The sequence below is a fragment of the Paenibacillus glucanolyticus genome, from assembly GCF_037333485.1.
In the GTDB taxonomy this organism is placed as follows: domain Bacteria; phylum Bacillota; class Bacilli; order Paenibacillales; family Paenibacillaceae; genus Paenibacillus_AQ; species Paenibacillus_AQ glucanolyticus.
Genome location: NZ_CP147845.1, coordinates 4,396,439 through 4,415,872, shown reverse-complemented (window position 1 = coordinate 4,415,872; position 19,434 = coordinate 4,396,439). Strand labels below are relative to the sequence as shown.

Here is a 19,434-nt window from a genome sequence, read left to right as displayed (position 1 = left end):
ATTCATAAGTCAATAATGTTATAGGATTGGACCAGGACTTGCCAACGGGTCTTAAAAACATGTATCATTACTAGTGCAGGTAAAAGAGGTTTTTTTGCAATGGTTATGTAATTATAGAAAAGAGGGAATAAGATGCCGACACCTAGCATGGAGGATTATTTGGAGCGCATCTACAAGCTGATTGACGAAAAAGGATATGCGCGCGTTTCGGATATTGCCGAAGGCTTGGAGGTTCACCCCTCATCCGTCACGAAAATGATTCAAAAGCTGGACAAAGACGAATATTTGATTTATGAAAAATATCGTGGATTGGTGTTGACCAGCAAAGGCAAAAAAATGGGCAAGCGGCTCATGGAACGCCATCATTTGCTTGAGGAATTCCTTGAGATGATCGGTGTACAGGATGAAAATATTTATAAGGACGTTGAGGGAATCGAGCATCATTTGAGCTGGGATTCCATTATGAGAATTGAGACGCTTGTCGAGTATTTCAAGCGTGATGAGAATCGACTTCAGGATTTGCGTGACGTTCATAACGAATTAGTCAACGAATCGTAATGTGGCATCTGTCCGCTTGTGACAGATGCTTTTTTAAACTAAACTGTCATATTTCTAGTGTTTTATTAATAGGTTAGATTTACCTGCAAATTTCATATTTTCGGAGGAATAATAGAAATGAAGCTTCGTAGATGGTTGTTGGTGCTGATTATGCTGCTATTGTGTCTCCCGTCGGTGGTCCCAACTGCGCAAGCGAAGACAGCCGGTATCAGCATACAGTTGGACGGTGTTAACCTGAACAGTGACGTATCTCCTTACATATTGCCCAAGGTCTATGTGACGATGGTTCCAACACGTATTATCAGTGAGGGGCTTGGCGCATCGGTCGATTGGAATCAGAAATCGAAGACGGTAACGATCGGTAAGGACGGTTCCAATCTTCAATTGACTTCCGGCAAAAAAACCGCAATTGTGAACGGCGCATCCGTAGCCCTGGATGCATCGGTTGAGATTAAGAACGGTCGGGTTATGGTTCCGCTGCGGTTTATCAGTGAGAATCTTGGCCTGCAAGTAGAGTGGAATCAAACGGCACAGCGTATTTCGCTCTTCACAGGCATGGTTGTCGTTCCGCCGCCCGTATCCACGGGAGACGAGATCAGAGGGGCCTGGATCTCCACGGTGTTCAATCTCGATTGGCCAAAATCGAAAACCAGCGCCGAACAGCAAAAAGCATCCTATACCTCCTTACTGGACTCACTCCAGGAAGTTGGCATCAATACCGTGTACGTGCAGGTGCGTCCGGCTGGAGATGCCTTGTATCCTTCCTCCATGGTTCCCTGGTCCAAGGTGCTGACTGGCATTCAAGGGGCAGACCCGGGGTATGATCCGCTGGCATTCATGGTAGAAGAAACACATAAGCGGAATATGGAGTTCCACGCTTGGTTCAATCCGTTCCGGGCCAACACCGATATCCTGACGGCAACACTCGATCCATCTCACGTGGCCTTAAGCCATCCGGACTGGATCGTGAACACCGGTAAGCAGCTGTATATCAATCCAGGTATCCCGGATGCGCGTGAGCACATTATTGATACCATTATGGAAGTGGTGAACGGGTACGATATCGACGGCATTCATCTGGATGATTACTTCTATCCATCCAATACGGTATTTAATGATGATGCCGCGTACCGGCAGTACAATAATGGAGTTTACTCCAATCTCGGAGACTGGCGCCGCGGCAACATCAATGCATTTGTCCAGTCGCTTGGTGAGAGTATTCACCGTGCGAAGCCTAACGTTGAATACGGAATCAGCCCATTCGGTGTATGGCGCAACCAGTCAGTGGATAAAACCGGATCCGATACCAAAGCCGGTGTGACCGCTTATGACAGCATGTATGCCGACGTACGGGCGTGGATCCAGAACGGCTGGATCGATTATGTAGCTCCACAGATTTACTGGAGCATGAGTAATCCGGCTGTCGATTATGACAAGCTGGTTGACTGGTGGGTTGGCGAGGTTCGAGGAACGGACGTGGATCTCATTATCGGTCATGCACCCTACAAGCTTGGAACCAGTGAAATCGGTTGGCAAAGCGCATCGGAAATTATTAACCAATTGAAGTACAATCAGAATTATTCAGAGGTTACAGGCAGCATTTTCTTTAGAGCAGAAAATATTTTAAGCAATCCGTTAGGTCTTAAAGATCAATTGCAATCATATTATAGATAATCCAGCAAGTCCTATAGGTATGAAAAATCCCCCGTGCTCATACATAGTCATTAGACCATGTGAGGCGGGGGATTTTTGTATGCAAATCAATGCGGTTTTTGAAGGTGGGGGAGTCAAGGGCATCTCGCTTGCAGGGGCTGTCAAAGCAGCGGAGAATGCCGGGGTAGAGTTCAGCCGCGTTGCCGGAACATCTTCCGGATCAATCATTGCGTCCGTGCTGGCAGCCGGTTACCGCGCGGATGAGATCAAGGATATTATCGAGGAAACGCCTTTTCATTCGTTTCTCCAGCGCGCCCCGATATTTAATACGAAGTTTATCGGTCCTGCCTTGCGGGTGTTGATTAAGAAGGGTCTGTATTCCGGAGAAGCCCTGGAGAACTGGATTCGAGACATTTTACTTGCGAAAGGGATCTTTACCTTCTCGGACATACCGGCAGGCAAGCTGTATATTGTAGCCTCTGACATAACAAACGGAAGGCTGCTGGTGCTTCCTGATGATCTTCGTCAATATGGAATTAACCCGCAAACGTTCCCTGTGGCCAAGGCTGTTCGTATGAGCTGCAGCATTCCTTATTTTTTTGATCCGGTCATTCTTCGCTTATTGGGCAGGGCTGCTAAGGGCAAATCCTTGGCAGATCAGTTTGTCTACATTGTGGATGGAGGGCTGCTTAGCAATTTCCCGTTGTGGCTCTTTGACCGTGATTCCAAAGGGGGGCCTAAGCCGCTGCCTGTGCTTGGTTTTCAAATGGTTGGAAAGAATAGCAACTTTCCTCATCTGATCGAGGGGCCCATCGGCATGCTGACTGCCATGTTTGAGACGATGCTGTCGGCCCACGATGAACGGTACATCGAGCAGAAAAATCGAAACCGAACGATTAAAATCCCGACGCTCGGTATCGGAACGACACATTTCAACCTGACGAAGGACGAGAGTGAGGATTTGTATAATTCCGGATTAACGGCAGGGACGATATTTTTCAGCCGCTGGAGCTCTGAACAATAAAAAAACCGTCCACCCGGCATTTCCATGCAGGGGGCGGTTTTTTATTGTTAATGATATTTAGGAACATCATCCGGCGGGTCTGATTTACCTTTTTGCCCATCGATGACCTGAAACGGGTACTGTTTGCGTTTAGCTGGACTGCTCTTTCGCACCGGAGCATTCTTGGCTGCCATTTTTGCCGCTGTTCTCTTGGAAGGCTTCACCTTGGGACGCTTGCTTAAGCGGCGCGGCGGAAACTTGTAGAGCAAATACACAACGCCAACAATAATCAAGGGGATCAGAATACTCATTCTTGATCCAGGTTCTAACAGGAGTACCAGCAGCCCTACGGCGGCTAAGGTGCTAGCCGTCCAAAAAATGATCGCATGCCTTCTCATGGATTATCACCCTTTCGCGGGATCCAGCACACTTCCTGTCACAGATTGGTGAACGGTAACATTCTCGTATTGAGCATCTAACTCACGCATTCTGTTAAAGGATGCGATGGATACTTCAACCTGAGCATCATTAGGTTCCTTTGTAGTCAGAAGCTGCAGCCACAGACCGGGATATCCGAGGAAACGAAGCACCGGCGTATCACGCATGGCATTGGTGAGTTTCAGAAACTCAAAGGAAACGCCCAGCACCACCGGAAGAAGCGCGATTCGTTGAATGACCCTCTCTGTCATGGTATCCCATGGGACTACCGAGTAAACCACAACGCCGAGCACAATAGTCAGCATCATGAAACTGCTGCCGCAGCGATAATGCAGGCGCGTATATTTCTGAACGTTCTTCACCGTCAGTTCTTCACCTGCTTCGAATGCGCTTATGACTTTATGTTCAGCACCGTGGTACTGGAACAGTCTCTTAATGACAGGTGTTTGGGAGATCGCCCACAAATACACAAGGAGCAGTATTAATTTAATAACGCCTTCAATCAGGTTATGCACAATATAGTGATCAAATGTATCGCCAAAAAAGAAATCTTCTACAAAAACAGGTACGAGTGTAAACAACAGCTTACCGAATATAAAGGAAAGCACACTGACGGCGGCGACACCAATAATCATGCTTAAACTCCAGCCTGAGTCTTCCTTCTCTTTCTGTTTCTCGCGTTCTTCCGGCTCCAGCGTATCGTCTGCGTAAGCATCAGCCGAATAATTCAGATGTTTGGAACCTTTGATTGTTGAATCTATGAGACTGACGATGCCGCGAAGAAGCGGAATCTTCCGCAGCTTACGAACCCATGCCTTGTCTTCGCGAGGCACCTCTAGAAACTTGATTTCGTTATTTTTTCGCCGCACGGCTGTCACATTGACATGCTTGCCGCCGAACATAACGCCTTCGATTACAGCTTGGCCTCCATAGCTGATCGGGGTTGACTTATCGGACAACCAGTTCACCCTCCCTGACATGTTTTTCGTTCTATGAACTATTGTATCGAATTTTGAAAGTAATTTCTAGTTGGATTAGCCGTAAGGGAAGAGGTGCATACTACTTTGAAAGAAGAACTGAGGCAATGAAGTGTTTCCATAGCATAGAGAGGAGAATCGATAGATGCATGAACATCAATTTCGGCAGCAGAATCAGGTAACGAGTCCATTCTTGTTTGCCTTGGAGCTGGGCTATTATGCTGGACTGATCTGGGGGGCTGTACTCTGGTTGTTTTACTGGCTGAGTTTTACGAAGGTGCTGCCTGGATTTTTGTTGGAGCCATTCTTCAAACATGAATTTCTCAAGAGCACAGCGGGTCAAATCGCCGGGTGGCTATCCTTCATCGCCTTTTCCGTCATTGCTTCGCTTATCTATGTGCTCTTGCTAAGGAAACTCAAGGGTCCATGGCCCGGGATTGCCTATGGAATTTTATGGTGGGCTGTGTTGTTTATTGCCCTCAACCCGTGGCTCCGACTGACGGACCCGGTCAAGAAGCTGCCGTGGGATACAAACATCTCCGAAGTTTGTATTTTTATATTGTGGGGACTATTTATCGGCTATACGGCAGCGCAGGAATTCACCGATGAGAAACTGCGTGAACCGAAGAAGGTGACAGGCTAGACAAGAAAAACTTCTCAATCTCATGCTGCCTATGGTAAAATAGCTTTTGGTTATTTGACGAAAAAGGTGGGAAACCCTATGAAATCCATATGGGTGATAAACGGACCGAACTTAAACCTGCTCGGCTTCCGGGAACCGGGCATTTATGGTTCACTCAGCCTGCAGGCGATCGAAGATAATTTGCGCAAACAGGCGGATCTCGCCGGTATCGGTATTACCTTCTTTCAGTCCAATCATGAGGGTGCAATTATTGACCGGATCCATGAAGCTATTGGGCTCGCGGACGGCATACTCCTTAACCCAGGCGCACTGACTCATTACAGCTACGCTGTACGTGATGCCATCAGTTCCGCCCGTATTCCGACAGTGGAAGTTCATCTATCGAACATTCATGCCAGGGAGGAATTTCGTCATACTTCCGTCATAGCACCTGTTGCTGTCGGGCAAATCGCGGGTTTTGGCGCAGTCAGTTACACACTGGGCTTGTCAGCCCTTTTACAAGTTCTGGATGACCAAGAAGGATAGTTTGCTCTTGGGAAATGGGTGAGAGGAGAGGGTAACGAATGAGTAACAAACGAGTTGTTGAGCTGCGTGAGAAACTTCAAGGCAAAGGCTTGTCGGCTATGCTGGTTGCAAGCCCGGTCAACCGCAGATACTTGACGGGATTCACCGGATCTGCCGGTTATGTGCTGATCACGCTGAATGAATCTTATCTATTGACGGATTTCCGTTACATGACACAGGCTCCGCAGCAAGCGGTTGGGTTTACAGTGGTCGAGCATGGACCGAAGGTCATGGATACGGTTAAAGATCTGCTTGCTGCAGAAGGAATCACCTCGCTTGGTTTTGAACAGGATCATGTTACATACGGTGTGTTTTCCACATATTCCGAACAGCTTGCACCAATCAGCTTGGCGCCGATTACAGGCCTTGTGGAGGAACTGCGTATATTTAAGGATGCTGAAGAGCTGAGTATCATGCAGCGAGCGGCAGATTTGGCGGATCAAACGTTCAGTCATGTGCTGACCATTCTGTCGAGCGGTAAAACGGAACGGGAGATCGATCTGGAAATGGAAATGTTCATGCGCAAGCATGGTGCGACCTCCTCTTCCTTCGACACCATCGTTGCCTCCGGCGAACGATCCGCCCTTCCGCACGGTGTTGCCAGTCAGCGCGTCATTCAGGGGAATGAATTCGTTACATTTGATTTCGGTGCGCTGCTTGACGGATACTGCTCCGATTTGACAAGAACTGTTGCACTCGGCAATCCTGACCCTAAACTGAAGGAAATCTATGATATTGTGCTTGAAGCGCAGCTTCACGCACTGGATCATATTAAACCAGGCATGACGGGACGCGAGGCAGATGCCTTAACACGTGATATCATTTCACGTTATGGATATGGCGAATATTTTGGCCACAGCACGGGACATGGTTTGGGTATGGAGGTTCATGAATCTCCGCGCCTCTCCAAGATGAGTGATGATGTGCTGCAGCCGGGCATGGTGGTCACGGTCGAGCCGGGTATCTACTTGCCTGGGCTTGGCGGCGTGCGTATCGAAGATGATATCGTAATCACGGAAACGGGTATTCATATACTGACTAGCTCGTCCAAAGATTACACTGTACTATAAAGAGGCAGCTCCAGGAGTCTCTTATGACCAAGAATGTTCGATCAGGAATGAAATGCAATTCATTAGACCGTATCCTTAGGAGGGAATCTTAGTGATTTCAGTTAACGATTTTAAAACAGGTTTGACCGTAGAAGTGGATGGCGATATTTTTAGCGTTTTGGATTTTCAACATGTGAAGCCGGGTAAAGGCGCAGCTTTCGTGCGCTCCAAGTTGAAAAACCTTCGCAACGGCAACACCGTTGAGAAGACATTCCGTGCGGGGGAAACCATCGGTCGTGCCATCATCGACAACCGCGGAGTGCAATACCTGTACGCAAGCGGACAAGAGCATGTGTTTATGGACAACGAAACTTATGATCAGTTCAGCTTGACCAGCGAGCAGCTGGAGTGGGAGCTTAACTTCCTGAGAGAGAACATGAACGTTAACATCATCAGCTACCAAGGTGAGATCCTTGGTATCAACCTGCCAAACAGCGTTGAGCTGAAGGTTGTTGAGACCGAGCCTGGAATCAAAGGCAACACGGCTACGGGTGCTACGAAGAGTGCGAAAGTGGAAACCGGCCTCAATGTGCAGGTTCCGCTGTTCATTAACGAAGACGATGTGCTTCTGATTGATACGCGCGAAGGTAAATATATCTCCCGTGCTTAGTATGGCTTAAACGGGACCCTTCGAAGACTCGCAGGGTGCCAATATGTTCTAAATCAAGGACTCCTGTACGCATGTACGGGAGTTTTTTGCGATGAGCCGGGCTTGGATCCATGCGCTGTGCACGTTTTGCTTTTGAAAATCCTTGACGGGATGACTCACTTTCGTATTATACTGTTTTAAAGTGAGAAACCACCTGAATGCTGTTACATACTGATTAGCGGGGAGTGAAAGAAGCATTGTCACTGTACGTCATGAAATTCGGAGGCAGCTCTGTTGGGGATACAGAACGCATGAAGCGTGTTGCCAGAAGAATTGTAGAGAAACAAGATGAAGGTCATCAATGTGTAGTTGTAGTGTCTGCTATGGGGGATACAACAGACGATTTGATCGATCAGGCGAAACTGTTGAATGATAACCCGCCGGCGCGGGAAATGGATATGCTGATGACCACAGGGGAACAGATATCAATTTCACTGCTGTCCATGGCTATTCACGGCCTGGGGCACAAGGCGATGTCCTTTACTGGCTGGCAGGCAGGCTTCCGTACGGAAGCGGTCCATGGCAAAGCTCGTATAACCGACATTATGCCTGAGCGCGTGCATAAGGCACTTGACGATGGTCACATCGTCATTGTCGCGGGATTCCAGGGAATGTCCGAAGAAGGAGAAATTACGACGCTTGGTCGCGGAGGATCAGACACCACCGCGGTTGCTCTTGCAGCAGCCATTCAAGCGGATGTATGTGAAATATATACGGATGTGGACGGAATCTACTCTACAGATCCGCGGGTAGTCCAATGCGCGCGGAAGCTGAAGGAGATTTCCTATGACGAGATGCTGGAGCTTGCCAATCTTGGTGCAGCGGTCCTTCACCCGCGTGCGGTTGAATATGCGAAGCATAATCAAGTCAAGCTAGTCGTCAGATCCAGTTTTAATCATAACGAGGGTACGGTTGTTAAGGAGGAAACAAGCATGGAGCAAGGTGTGGTTGTCAGCGGAATTGCATTTGACAAGAATGTGGCCAGAATCAGTATCCTAGGTGTTGCCGATACGCCGGGTGTCTTGGCTCAAGTGTTCGGAGAGCTGGCGAAGGAAGCGATTGACGTCGATATTATAGTGCAGAGTGGTGTGCAGAATGGCGAAGCGGACTTTTCCTTTACCGTTTCCCTGAGCGATCGCGAACGCGCACTGTCCGTAATTGAGCAGATTCGCGGTAAACTTCCGTACCGTGATGTGACATCGGAAGATCATCTTGTGAAAGTGTCGATTGTCGGAGCGGGAATGGTCAGCCATCCTGGTGTGGCAGCTCAGATGTTCGATGTGATTTCACAGCAAGGCGTCAGCATCAAGATGGTTAGCACTTCCGAGATTAAAGTGTCCTGCGTAATTGAGGGCAGCAATCTCGAAGGTGTTGTACAGGCGCTGCATACTGCGTACGGGCTGGATACAGACCAGCAGGCTTCCGTTGGCGGACCGCAGGTTCGACGATAACATTTTCAGCTATTATACCTGTTTTAATAGAGTAATCCCGGTCGATATCGATCGGGATTTTTTGCGTTGTTCATTCGCTTCAGATATCGGTTCTATGAAATTGAAAAAAAATAGAGATAAAACGAGAGTCACTCGCATATTTTTAAACATCACTGACGTGAAGAAGGAAGAAGGAGGATAAACAGCATGCTGGACAAGTTTGTCGCTAGTATGGCTACATTGCGAATTTTCTCCGGCAGTCTCGAGATTGTGGCGGCCATCATCATGCTTCGACTGAATCAAGTTGATAAAGCGCTGGCTGTTAATTCAGCACTGGCTTTCACGGGTCCGCTGGTGTTGATTATTACGACAACGATCGGTCTTGTAGGAATGGCAGATAAATTGTCTTGGGGGAAGATTGGCTGGATTTTGTGCGGCGTCTCCTGTCTCTTATACGGAGTTTTAAAAAAATGATAGATTCGCTGCATAATTTCTCGGTACAAGCATACACATGGGATAAGAAGTTCTATTTATTTAAATGACGTTCTGTAAAGCGCCATATTTCAAAAAAGGACAACTTGGGGGAAATTGAAATGACACTGAGCTGGCTGGAACTGTTTCCCGAAACCGTAAAACGAATGCTGCTGGGCTTATCGAACGAGCTTCTCCATCATGTGGAGGAGGTGCGCATCCGGGAGGAGCGTCCGCTCGAAATCAATTCGGCGGGTAAGCATCACTTTCTGGACCTGCGGGGCGGACTCACTCTGCGGCCAGAAGAAGCGTATAAACCGACACGCGAAGACACCCACAGGCTGCTGGATCTCATCAGTAATCATTCCCTCTACACCATGGAAGAGGAGCTGCGCAAAGGGTTCATCACGATACCCGGCGGTCATCGGGTTGGACTCACAGGCCGGACCGTGCTTAGCGGAGGTAGAGTTGAACACATTCGGGACATCAGCGGATTCAATGTACGGATTGCCAAGGAAGTACAGGGAGCAGCAGACGATATCATCCCGCATTTACTGGACCGCAAGCGGAAGAGGGTCCTGCACACGCTGATTCTATCTCCGCCTCAGCAAGGCAAGACCACGCTGCTCAGGGACTTGGCGAGGCAAATCAGCCATGGCAAATGGGGGAAGTCGGCCGTGCATTGGCCGGGAATGAAAGTTGGCATCGTTGACGAACGTTCTGAAATTGCAGGTTGTTTGCGGGGAGTGCCGGGATTTGACGTGGGTCCCCGTACGGATGTGCTGGATGGATGTCCGAAAGCGGAAGGGATGATGATGATGATAAGGTCCATGTCGCCGGATGTGCTGATTGTGGACGAGATCGGCCGCCCGGAAGACGCCGAAGCTGTCATTGAAGCCTTGCATGCAGGCATAAGCGTGATTGCAACGGCGCATGGTTCATCCGTCCAGGATATGCGGGGCCGACCAGCACTCTCCGGATTACTGGAGAACCGGATGTTTGAGATGTATGCCGTTCTTAACAGAACGGGTGACCAAAGATCATACAAGCTGTATGACGGAGGTCAGCGCACACTTCAGCCGGCTGCGAGCGGCCCGCCTGGCGGTGATGCCTATGCTTAAACTGGTGGGCGCGGTGCTCGTGCTGGGAGCAGGTACTTTGGCCGGATTTTTTCAAGCCCAGCAGTTTGCGACAAGACCCAGGCAGCTAAGAGAACTCATTCTGGCGTTTCAACGGCTAGAGACGGAAATCAGCTACGGTTTTACACCGCTTCCCGATGCACTGGAGCGAATTGGCACTTCCCTTCGAGAGCCGCTCAGATCCTTGTTTGCCTCAGCTGCACTTTACATGAGACCCGACTACGGGTTATCCGCACAGGACAGCATCCGGAAGGCACTTGGCGAATATTGGAAGCGAACATCGATGAAAAGTGCCGAGCGAGAGGTGTTGGAGCAGCTTAGCGGCGTACTTGGCACCAGTGACAGGCAGGACCAGATCAAACATATAGCTCTGGCCGTCGGTCAGCTGAAGCATGAAGAAGCAGCGGCTAGGGACGACCAGGTCAAATATGAAAAGATGAGCAAGAGTCTGGGGCTGCTAATTGGAGCATTGATCGTCATTTTGATCTTTTAGCGAGGTGCCAAGGAAATGAACATTGAAGTGAATGCCATCTTCCAGATCGCGGGTATCGGCATTATTATCGCCATGATCCATACCGTTCTGAAACAAATGGGCAAGGAAGACATGGCGCATTGGGTGACTCTTATCGGGTTTGTGGTGGTGCTGTTTATGGTCATAAGACTGCTCGACGATTTGCTTAAGGAAATCAAAAGTATTTTTCTATTCCAGTAGGTGGACCTTTATGGAAATTATCCAGGTGGTAGGGCTGGGTCTCATCGCAACCGTGCTGATATTGGTGGTCAAGGAACAGAAGCCTCTCTTTGCCTTTCTTCTCGCCGTGGCGACCTCAGTGCTGATCTTTCTCTTCCTCATCGGGAAGATCGGAAATGTCATATCCATGCTGGAGGATTTGGCGGAGAACTCCGGAGTCCAGATCATATATCTAAAGACGGTCCTGAAGATTATCGGCATTGCCTATATTGCGGAGATGGGAGCCCAGATCGTACGAGATGCCGGACAGGAATCAATCGCATCCAAAATAGAACTGGCGGGAAAAGTGCTCATATTGGTGCTCGCTGTACCGATTATCGGGATCATTATCGAGACGGTCCTGAAGCTCCTCCCGGCTTGATAAAGGTGGGGGGACATGGGAAGAGGAGCGACCATTCAAAAAGGCTTAGCCGTGTTTCGTTTACTAACCTTGATGTTGTTTCTCTCCGGCTTGTTGTGCGGCACGGTATCCGCGGCTGAGGCATCAAATCCGGCAGGAGATTGGGTGGAGCAGCAGACGGAGCAGCTGCCGACGGACCAGGTTGAGAAATACTGGGACCGGTTGATGAAGGATTACGGCGGATTCTTCCCGGACGGCAAGACGCCGTCTCTGATGGATATGCTGCTGCCGGGCGGCGACGGGTTAAGTTTCAAAGGGGTTATGTCCGGTATTGGGAAATATTTATGGCATGAGGTGCTCTATAACGGCAAACTGCTGGCTACCATCGTCATGCTGAGCATCATGAGTCTCATCCTGGAGAACCTGCAGACGGCTTTTGAAAAAAGCACGGTGAGCCGCGTAGCCTATACGATCTGTTATATGGTCGTGCTGGTCATTGCTGTTAACAGCTTCAGCATCGCGATTGGATATGCGCGGGATGCGATCACGCAGATGATTGACTTCATGATGGCGATGCTTCCTCTGCTCTTTGCGCTCATGGCGTCAATGGGGAATGTTGTAACGGTATCGGTTGCTCATCCCCTGGTCATATTCATGGTACATACGGTAGGCACCTTGATAAGCACGATTGTTTTCCCGCTGCTGTTCTTCTCGGCACTGCTGCATCTTGTGAGTTCGCTGTCTGAAAAGTACAAGCTGACCCAGCTTGCCGATCTGCTTAGAGGAATCTCCATGGGGGTTCTGGGCGTGCTGCTTACCGTGTTCCTCGGCGTCATTTCCGTTCAAGGGTTAACCAGCTCGGTTACGGACGGCGTGACGATCCGGGCAGCCAAATATGTAACAGGCAATTTCGTTCCGGTAGTCGGCAAGATGTTTGCAGACGCGACGGATACCGTGATTTCGGCCTCATTGCTCGTTAAGAATTCCATCGGTCTGGCAGGGGTCATCATCATCTTGTTTCTGTGTGCATTTCCTGCAATCAAAATCTTGACGCTTGCCTTGATATATAATCTGGCAGCTGCGGTGATGCAGCCGCTTGGGGACACGCCGATCGGGACCTGCTTGCAAACGATCGGAAAGACGATGCTGTATGTGTTTGCAGCCTTGGCCGCCGTGAGCATGATGTTCTTCCTGGCGATAACGATATTGCTCACCGCAGGCAACATCACCGTCATGATGAGGTGAAAAGGTAATGCAACAGTCGCAGTTTAGGAGGGTTGACGAATGGACTGGCTTGGAGCTTGGCTGAAAAGCGTCATTATGGTGGTCCTCTTTGCGGCCTTCGTTGATCTGATACTGCCTGGCAAGGCGATGGAACGTTATGCCCGGTTAGTTCTAAGCCTCCTCATCCTACTCACACTGCTAAGTCCGATTATCTCGCTGATTACGGACCCGCCCGAGAACCAATTGGCGATGGAGCTGGAGCGTCAGGAGAAGGGGCTGCCGGAAGAGGTTCAACTGGAACAGATTATGGCACAGGCCGAGAAGCTGAAGGATATGCAGCAGAGTCAAAGCCTTCAGTGGGCAGGCAATGAACTGGCACGGGTGATGAAGGAAGAAATTTCCGCAGAAACAGGGGAAGCGGTACAAGAGGTTAAGGTGGTACTGGCTGCGGTTGCCGGACAGGACAAGGGATATTCCGGCGCGGCAATACGTTCTGTCGATGTCAGACTGACCGGGATGGAACAAGCGGATGCTGCAGTAGAGGAAGAAAATCAGCACCCCATCGGCATCCCCCCTGTGGATTCTGTTCGAGTCAACGTTGAGCCTTCATCAACGGAAAGAGATGGGAAGGCAAACGCTAAGGATAACGCAGAGGCCGTAAGCATAGCCGAGGAGGCAAGGGCGGAGCCCGTACGGGATTACATCAGCCGTCGCTGGGATTTGGAGCCGGATCTGATCACGATATATATGCCAGGCCAGGAGCAGGATAAAAAGCTGTAGCGGAGGTGAGGATGATGGGGAATTGGTTGAAGCGATTGGAACAGTGGCTTGGCGGAGGAGCTGGCGGAGCAAGAAAAATACAAACCTTCCGCTGGTTGATCATTCTGGGTCTTATCGGTGTGGCAATCATGCTGTTCAATTCTTTCGTGAATGTAAAGAAGCTTGATCACGAGAATATCGGCCGTGAGCCACCGCCCGAATCGGCCTCAGTATCTACAACGCAAGGGGGGACTTCAAGCAGCGGCGGCGCGGATTTTGAATCGATAGAGCAGGATTTCGAGATGCGTACCAAGACCATGTTGGAACAGATTGTAGGCGTAGGATCCGTCGATGTGATGGTAACCGTGGATTCTACGGAAGAACTGGTGGTTCAGCGCAACATGAAGGATACACAAGAGCTGACGGAGGAAACCGATGCAAACGGGGGGAAACGTCATGTTACAAGCTATCAGCGCGACGGGCAGATCGTCACTTACGATTCAGCCGGTGATCAAACGCCCATTATTACCAAGAAGATCAAGCCGCAGGTCCGGGGTGTGCTTGTCGTAGCCAAGGGCGCGGAGAATGAAATTGTCAAAAGCTTGATCGTGGATGCGATCCAGCGCGGCCTCAATGTCCCATCCTATCGAATATCCGTTGTCCCACGCAAGCAGTAGTAAGCAAGGAGTCTCGCGAATGAGCCGATCGTTCATTCCAAGGTTTTTCAATTAAAGGAGGAAAAGTTCAAATGAATAACAAAAGACAAACCATCTGGTTGGTTTCCATGCTGAGTTTAATGGTCATTCTGTCAGCCTACTACTTATTTACGGATGATTCCGGAACCAAAGCACCGCCTGTTGCCGAGAGCACGCAGGTTGACGGACAGAAGCCAGGTGCTGGACAAGAAGCAAACGGAACTACAGGCACTGGTGACGAACTGGTTGTGAACGAAGTTCTCGAAGAAGGCACGGACGGCGATTCCGGTGCTAATGAGCAAGGGGCTGGAACAACCGACACAGGTGCCACAGGTGCTCAAGACCCTGCGGAAGCGACACAGGGAGAGCAAGGGGATGAAGGAAAAGAGAATGGGGCAGCAGAAAAACCGGCAGAGCCTGAGGTGAAGGAATCCAAGGATGGAGCTGAGAATTCCAAAGATACCAGCAGCACGAATACCGGAGAGGGATCAGAGAAAGAAATATTAGAGCAAGTGGCTGCCAACGCAACTTCCGCTGAAGCTCAATTGGAGTCCTATAAATTAGAGCGGGCACAAAAAAATATGAAATTATACGATGATTTGATGACAAAGATCGACAATCACGAAGATAAGCCGGAGCAAACGGCACAAGCAACCCAACAGCTGAAAGCGGCTGAAGAGAAAGAGGAAGTGATTCTCAGCATCGAGGAGTCGCTGCAGCAGCAATTTGGCAACGCTGTTGTAAAAGAAGAAAGCGAGAAGTACAATGTTGTTGTTCTGAGCGACAAACTTGATGCCAAAGGCGCAGCCGGCATTGTCGATCTTGTGATGAAGGAACTGAAGGTTTCACCGGATAAAGTAACTGTCCGATATGTTACGCCGTAAGCCCGTCTGCAGGATTCAACATAAAGCATCTTTATACGATACTCTTGAAAGAGTCTAAGGATTGCCTTGGGCTCTTTCTATTTCGCCTGATTGTGATATAATACTCTAAGCTATTGACTGACTGTCCTAAGCAAGGGCTTCCAAGAAAGTGAAGGAGTGAACGTCGATAATGTTTAAATTAAACGAAATCAAAGAACTTATTAAGCTGGTGGATCAAACTTCCGTACATGAACTGGAGATTGAGAGCGAAGGTACACGCTTGTCCATTAAGAAACCCAATGCAGCTGAGGTTGTAAACAACTATCAAGCTGCGCCGCAAGCGTACATACCAGCACAGCAAGTGATGGCACCACAGATCGTACAGCCGAATACGGGGAATCAGGCGCCTGCAGCCGCACCGGGGCAGGATACAGTGGAGGATAGCAGCAGCTCATTACATAAAATCGTTTCACCGATGGTAGGAACCTTTTATCGTTCCCCCTCTCCAGAAGCTGGGCCGTTTGTTAGTCCCGGGGACAAGGTGACTGATAAATCGACGGTCTGCATCATTGAGGCCATGAAGCTGATGAACGAACTGGAAGCAGAGATCAAAGGCGAAATCGTAGAGGTTCTCGCTCAGAACGGACAACTTGTAGAATTCGGGCAGCCTCTGTTTCTGGTGAAGCCGGAGTAATATGGAGGGACTCGCCAAGAACGAGAGTCGTAAGAGTCCGAAGGAGGTTACTGCATGACATTTCAAAAAGTGCTTATTGCGAACAGGGGAGAGATTGCCGTTCGTATCATCCGGGCATGCCGGGAACTCGGCATCGCAACCGTTGCTGTATACTCGGAGCCGGATCGCGAGTCGCTGCATGTTCGCTTAGCGGATGAGGCTTATTGTATCGGCCCTACACTATCCAAAGACAGTTATCTGAATTTCACCAATATTATGAGTGTTGCCACACTGACCGAGTGTGATGCCATTCACCCGGGTTACGGCTTCCTGGCCGAGAACGCGGACTTTGCTGAGATCTGTGAATCCTGCAATATTACCTTTATCGGTCCTTCGGCTGACGCAATCAACCGTATGGGGGATAAGGCCGTTGCAAAACAAACGATGAAGGATGCCGGTGTACCGGTTATTCCGGGCTCGGACGGTTTGGTAGAGGATCTGAACGAGGCGGTTATGCTTGCCCGGGATATCGGCTATCCGGTCATTATCAAAGCCACTGCAGGTGGCGGGGGTAAGGGAATTCGGATCGCAGAGGACGAAGAGTCGCTCGTTAAGCAGATTACAAACGCACAGCAGGAAGCTCAGAAAGCATTCGGCAATGCGGGAGTTTATCTTGAGAAATATTTAACCGGCATGAAGCATGTCGAAATTCAAATTATGGCTGACAAACACGGCAACGCCGTGCATCTCGGAGAGCGTGACTGTTCCGTGCAGCGCCGGAGACAGAAGCTGGTTGAAGAAGCTCCTTGTCCGGTGCTAAGTGAAGAGGTACGCAGCCGGATGGGAGAAGCGGCGGTGCGCGCGGCGAAAGCTGTTGATTACTCTGGTGCCGGAACGCTTGAATTTTTATTGTCGCCAGACGGTCAGTTCTACTTCATGGAAATGAATACGCGGATTCAGGTAGAGCATCCGGTGACCGAAATGGTAACCGGGGTGGATCTGATCCAGGAAATGATCTCTGTCGCTGAAGGCAACACACTTTCCTTCAGTCAAGAGGATGTTGTCATTAACGGCTGGTCCATCGAATGCCGCATCAATGCCGAGAATCCGGACAAAGGCTTCATGCCTGCACCGGGAACGATTCAGTTCTATCTACCTCCAGGTGGTCCTGGCGTGCGGGTGGACAGCGCGGCATATCCCGGCTATACCATTTCGCCCTATTATGATTCCATGATTGCCAAGTTGATTGTATGGGCGCCGACTCGTGAAGAAGCGATTGCGAAGATGAAGCGCGCCTTGGCGGAATTCGAGATTGAGGGAATCTATTCTACAATCCCGTTCCATCAAAAACTGATGAATCATCCCACCTTCCTGAAGGGTGACTTTGATATTAAATTTTTGGAAGAAAATGAGATTTGAATACTTTGGCCAAGTTTGTCATAAACTTGGCCAAATGGTATAGTATGAGTAATAAGAGCGCATGCCTTATGCAGTTCGGGTGCATCCGCTTACTTATTCTGAAAGGTGTGTTGAGACAATGGCGGAAACTTTGCCTACAGAATTCGAACGTACAGATATCGGTGAGATTCAGATTGCGCCGGAAGTTATTGAAGTCATCGCTGGACTTGCCACGGTTGAAGTGCGTGGAGTTGCAGGAATGAGCGGAGGCTTCGCAGGCGGTATTGCTGAACTGCTCGGACGCAAAAACTTATCCAAGGGTGTTAAAGTGGAAGTGGGACAACGCGAAGCTGCTGTTGATGTATCCGTTATTGTGGAATACGGGTATCGTCTTCCGGAAGTAGCTGGAGAAATCCAACGCAACGTGAAACGTTCAATAGAGAATATGACAGGGCTTACGGTTATTGAAGTCAATGTACATATTCATGATGTCCATTTCATGAAATCCGTAGAGAAGACGGAAGAGTTGGATCTGGCTCAACGCGTGAAATAGAATAGTTTCAGGCTAGCCCTGGGCAGCGATGTCGAGGGTTTACTCTAATTTATAAGGGAGGCTGTGCTGAATCGTGGCCAAAATAATGGACAGACTTCTGCTGTTTATCTACAGCTTAAGCATCGGTGTTATATCCGTAGTTGCCATCCTCCTGTTGAGCGGCGCTGTTCCGTATACGTTAACGAGTGTGCAGGAACAACGTCTTTTCTGGGCTGGAATTATCGTAGCTGCGGTGTTGTTTTTGCTGAGCATTCGTTTCTTCTACATCTCAGTAAGACGTGATCGCTCGAACCTGAATTCCATTGATCAGCGTACAGAATTTGGCGATATCCAAATCTCTGTGGAGACGATCGAGAATCTGTGTCTCAAGGCTGCTTCACGCGTCCGAGGCGTAAAGGATTTGAAGTCCCGAATCAAAGTATCCCAGTCAGGTCTGGATATCGCGATTCGCGCCGTGGTTGATGGAGAGGAATCCATTCCAACGCTGACAACCGAAGTACAGAAGCAGGTGCACGACTTTGTTGAGGATACAACTGGAATACCTGTGTCATCCGTATCCGTGTATATTGCTAACGTGGTTCAGGCACCAAGCTTCAAGAGCCGCGTGGAATAGAGGTGAGCTTCCCAAATGCCCTGGAAAGAAATATGGGAGAGTCACAGAGGAAGAATTGCCGGCGTGACCGGCGGGCTTGTGTGCGGACTGATTTATTTATTATCCGGTTTTTGGGATATGTTGTTCTTTGCATTAGTGGTATTTATCGGCTATATATTTGGCAAACGTAAGGATTTGAAGCAAGGCTCCATGTTCCACTTTCAGGAATGGGGGCGCTGGCTTTCTGAGCGTTGGCGGCCGTTTAAATGAACCCTGTGATATGCTTTCTCCGGAAAAAATGCTGAGGACAGGTTTAGTGCGCCTTTTTTGCGGAGAGAGATATTCACAGGTTTTTTTTTGGAGTTTTATTGTTGTCAAGTCTTGATGATAAATGGATCATACTAATTAGAAAAAATGGATTCAGGCAGGGTCCACAGGAGGAACGAAATGAAAAGACGTGTAGCTAGAGAGATTGTCGTTCAGAGCCTTTACCAAATGGAGATGAACGAAGTCGACAGCATGGAAGCCGTGTCGATGCTGCTCTCGGAAGCGGCCGAAGAGAATGAGACCGAGCGGGTAATCGGTGACGAAGTCCAAATGAAGGAGTATGTACTGCAGCTGGTTAACGGAACTTGGGAATCCAAGGAATCCATTGATGAACTGCTCGCTCATTATTTGAAAGGCTGGCAGGTGAGTCGTCTTTCCCGTGTGGATCGTCAAATTCTCCGTTTGGCAGTATATGAACTGAGCAGCCGTGAAGATGTGCCCGGGAAGGTTGCCGTAAACGAGGCAATTGAGTTGTCCAAGCATTTTGGAACCGATGAGTCCGGTAAATTCGTGAACGGCGTACTGGGCCGGATGATTCAAGAACTGGACCAAGTCAAACTGAAGCTGCGTCAGTCTTGAACTGTGCGCACTTAACGTAAAGGCCGCATCATTCCATCATAGTGGA

25 protein-coding genes are annotated in these 19,434 nt (G+C 49.2%); 23 read left to right on the top strand and 2 right to left on the bottom strand.

The features are described 5' to 3' along the window. The first annotated feature begins 132 nt into the window (after window positions 1-132). The 3 genes from mntR to WDY75_RS20795 all read left to right on the top strand — a co-directional run bounded on the left by mntR (window position 133) and on the right by WDY75_RS20795 (window position 3,235). A complete protein-coding gene (gene mntR, locus WDY75_RS20805) occupies window positions 133-558 on the top strand; it encodes a transcriptional regulator MntR (RefSeq protein ID WP_006209350.1) in 426 nt (141 codons plus the stop codon). A 117-nt stretch (window positions 559-675) separates the two neighbouring features. After that, window positions 676-2,232: a family 10 glycosylhydrolase gene (locus WDY75_RS20800; RefSeq protein ID WP_063479091.1), complete on the top strand. Its 1,557-nt coding sequence runs from the start codon at window positions 676-678 to the stop codon at window positions 2,230-2,232. Between the two features lie 79 nt (window positions 2,233-2,311). Continuing rightward, window positions 2,312-3,235 carry a patatin-like phospholipase family protein gene (locus tag WDY75_RS20795; RefSeq protein ID WP_006209352.1) on the top strand — a complete coding sequence of 308 codons (924 nt, stop codon included), beginning with the start codon at window positions 2,312-2,314 and terminating at the stop codon, window positions 3,233-3,235. A gap of 47 nt (window positions 3,236-3,282) precedes the next feature. On the opposite strand, the gene WDY75_RS20790 is transcribed toward WDY75_RS20795, so the two are convergent. Then, a complete protein-coding gene (locus tag WDY75_RS20790) occupies window positions 3,283-3,612 on the bottom strand; it encodes a hypothetical protein (RefSeq protein ID WP_036636750.1) in 330 nt (109 codons plus the stop codon). A 6-nt stretch (window positions 3,613-3,618) separates the two neighbouring features. Continuing rightward, a complete protein-coding gene (locus WDY75_RS20785) occupies window positions 3,619-4,611 on the bottom strand; it encodes a DUF1385 domain-containing protein (RefSeq protein ID WP_063479092.1) in 993 nt (330 codons plus the stop codon). Between the two features lie 163 nt (window positions 4,612-4,774). Here WDY75_RS20785 and WDY75_RS20780 point away from each other — a divergent pair, with 163 nt between their 5' ends. From WDY75_RS20780 to nusB, 20 genes are all read left to right on the top strand, one after another. Further along, on the top strand, window positions 4,775-5,272 hold the full coding sequence (locus WDY75_RS20780; protein WP_006209355.1) for a YqhR family membrane protein: 498 nt from the start codon (window positions 4,775-4,777) through the stop codon (window positions 5,270-5,272). Between the two features lie 78 nt (window positions 5,273-5,350). After that, window positions 5,351-5,797 carry a type II 3-dehydroquinate dehydratase gene (aroQ, locus tag WDY75_RS20775; RefSeq protein ID WP_063479093.1) on the top strand — a complete coding sequence of 149 codons (447 nt, stop codon included), beginning with the start codon at window positions 5,351-5,353 and terminating at the stop codon, window positions 5,795-5,797. Window positions 5,798-5,835: 38 nt separating this feature from the next. After that, window positions 5,836-6,906, top strand: coding sequence for a M24 family metallopeptidase (locus WDY75_RS20770; protein WP_063479094.1), 1,071 nt, complete (start codon window positions 5,836-5,838; stop codon window positions 6,904-6,906). Window positions 6,907-6,997: 91 nt separating this feature from the next. Then, window positions 6,998-7,555 carry an elongation factor P gene (efp, locus tag WDY75_RS20765; protein WP_006209358.1) on the top strand — a complete coding sequence of 186 codons (558 nt, stop codon included), beginning with the start codon at window positions 6,998-7,000 and terminating at the stop codon, window positions 7,553-7,555. 236 nt (window positions 7,556-7,791) lie between these two features. After that, window positions 7,792-9,045 carry an aspartate kinase gene (locus WDY75_RS20760; protein WP_063479095.1) on the top strand — a complete coding sequence of 418 codons (1,254 nt, stop codon included), beginning with the start codon at window positions 7,792-7,794 and terminating at the stop codon, window positions 9,043-9,045. 186 nt (window positions 9,046-9,231) lie between these two features. Continuing rightward, window positions 9,232-9,498: a YqhV family protein gene (locus WDY75_RS20755; RefSeq protein WP_006209360.1), complete on the top strand. Its 267-nt coding sequence runs from the start codon at window positions 9,232-9,234 to the stop codon at window positions 9,496-9,498. A 119-nt stretch (window positions 9,499-9,617) separates the two neighbouring features. Then, entirely contained in the window at window positions 9,618-10,616 is a 999-nt protein-coding gene (gene spoIIIAA, locus WDY75_RS20750; RefSeq protein ID WP_006209361.1) for a stage III sporulation protein AA, read from the top strand. Next, window positions 10,609-11,127, top strand: coding sequence for a stage III sporulation protein SpoIIIAB (spoIIIAB, locus tag WDY75_RS20745; protein ID WP_006209362.1), 519 nt, complete (start codon window positions 10,609-10,611; stop codon window positions 11,125-11,127). Before spoIIIAA ends, spoIIIAB begins: the two co-directional genes overlap by 8 nt. A gap of 15 nt (window positions 11,128-11,142) precedes the next feature. Beyond that, window positions 11,143-11,346, top strand: a complete 204-nt coding sequence (spoIIIAC, locus tag WDY75_RS20740; protein WP_006209363.1) for a stage III sporulation protein AC — start codon at window positions 11,143-11,145, stop codon at window positions 11,344-11,346. Window positions 11,347-11,356: 10 nt separating this feature from the next. Next, window positions 11,357-11,746 (top strand): stage III sporulation protein AD, encoded by a 390-nt coding sequence (spoIIIAD, locus tag WDY75_RS20735; protein WP_006209364.1) that lies wholly within the window; start codon window positions 11,357-11,359, stop codon window positions 11,744-11,746. A 15-nt stretch (window positions 11,747-11,761) separates the two neighbouring features. After that, entirely contained in the window at window positions 11,762-12,970 is a 1,209-nt protein-coding gene (spoIIIAE, locus tag WDY75_RS20730; RefSeq protein WP_006209365.1) for a stage III sporulation protein AE, read from the top strand. 39 nt (window positions 12,971-13,009) lie between these two features. After that, entirely contained in the window at window positions 13,010-13,729 is a 720-nt protein-coding gene (spoIIIAF, locus tag WDY75_RS20725) for a stage III sporulation protein AF (protein ID WP_063479096.1), read from the top strand. Between the two features lie 14 nt (window positions 13,730-13,743). After that, a complete protein-coding gene (gene spoIIIAG / locus WDY75_RS20720; RefSeq protein ID WP_006209367.1) occupies window positions 13,744-14,385 on the top strand; it encodes a stage III sporulation protein AG in 642 nt (213 codons plus the stop codon). A 71-nt stretch (window positions 14,386-14,456) separates the two neighbouring features. Beyond that, window positions 14,457-15,287, top strand: a complete 831-nt coding sequence (locus tag WDY75_RS20715) for a SpoIIIAH-like family protein (protein WP_006209368.1) — start codon at window positions 14,457-14,459, stop codon at window positions 15,285-15,287. Between the two features lie 169 nt (window positions 15,288-15,456). Beyond that, window positions 15,457-15,960, top strand: coding sequence for an acetyl-CoA carboxylase biotin carboxyl carrier protein (gene accB / locus WDY75_RS20710; RefSeq protein ID WP_006209369.1), 504 nt, complete (start codon window positions 15,457-15,459; stop codon window positions 15,958-15,960). Between the two features lie 54 nt (window positions 15,961-16,014). After that, on the top strand, window positions 16,015-17,358 hold the full coding sequence (gene accC, locus WDY75_RS20705) for an acetyl-CoA carboxylase biotin carboxylase subunit (protein ID WP_036636762.1): 1,344 nt from the start codon (window positions 16,015-16,017) through the stop codon (window positions 17,356-17,358). 118 nt (window positions 17,359-17,476) lie between these two features. Then, entirely contained in the window at window positions 17,477-17,890 is a 414-nt protein-coding gene (locus WDY75_RS20700; RefSeq protein ID WP_006209370.1) for an Asp23/Gls24 family envelope stress response protein, read from the top strand. 73 nt (window positions 17,891-17,963) lie between these two features. Then, window positions 17,964-18,503, top strand: coding sequence for an alkaline shock response membrane anchor protein AmaP (gene amaP, locus WDY75_RS20695; RefSeq protein WP_006209371.1), 540 nt, complete (start codon window positions 17,964-17,966; stop codon window positions 18,501-18,503). Between the two features lie 15 nt (window positions 18,504-18,518). After that, entirely contained in the window at window positions 18,519-18,752 is a 234-nt protein-coding gene (locus tag WDY75_RS20690) for a DUF2273 domain-containing protein (RefSeq protein ID WP_006209372.1), read from the top strand. A 177-nt stretch (window positions 18,753-18,929) separates the two neighbouring features. After that, window positions 18,930-19,388: a transcription antitermination factor NusB gene (nusB, locus tag WDY75_RS20685; protein WP_006209373.1), complete on the top strand. Its 459-nt coding sequence runs from the start codon at window positions 18,930-18,932 to the stop codon at window positions 19,386-19,388. Window positions 19,389-19,434: the final 46 nt, after the last annotated feature.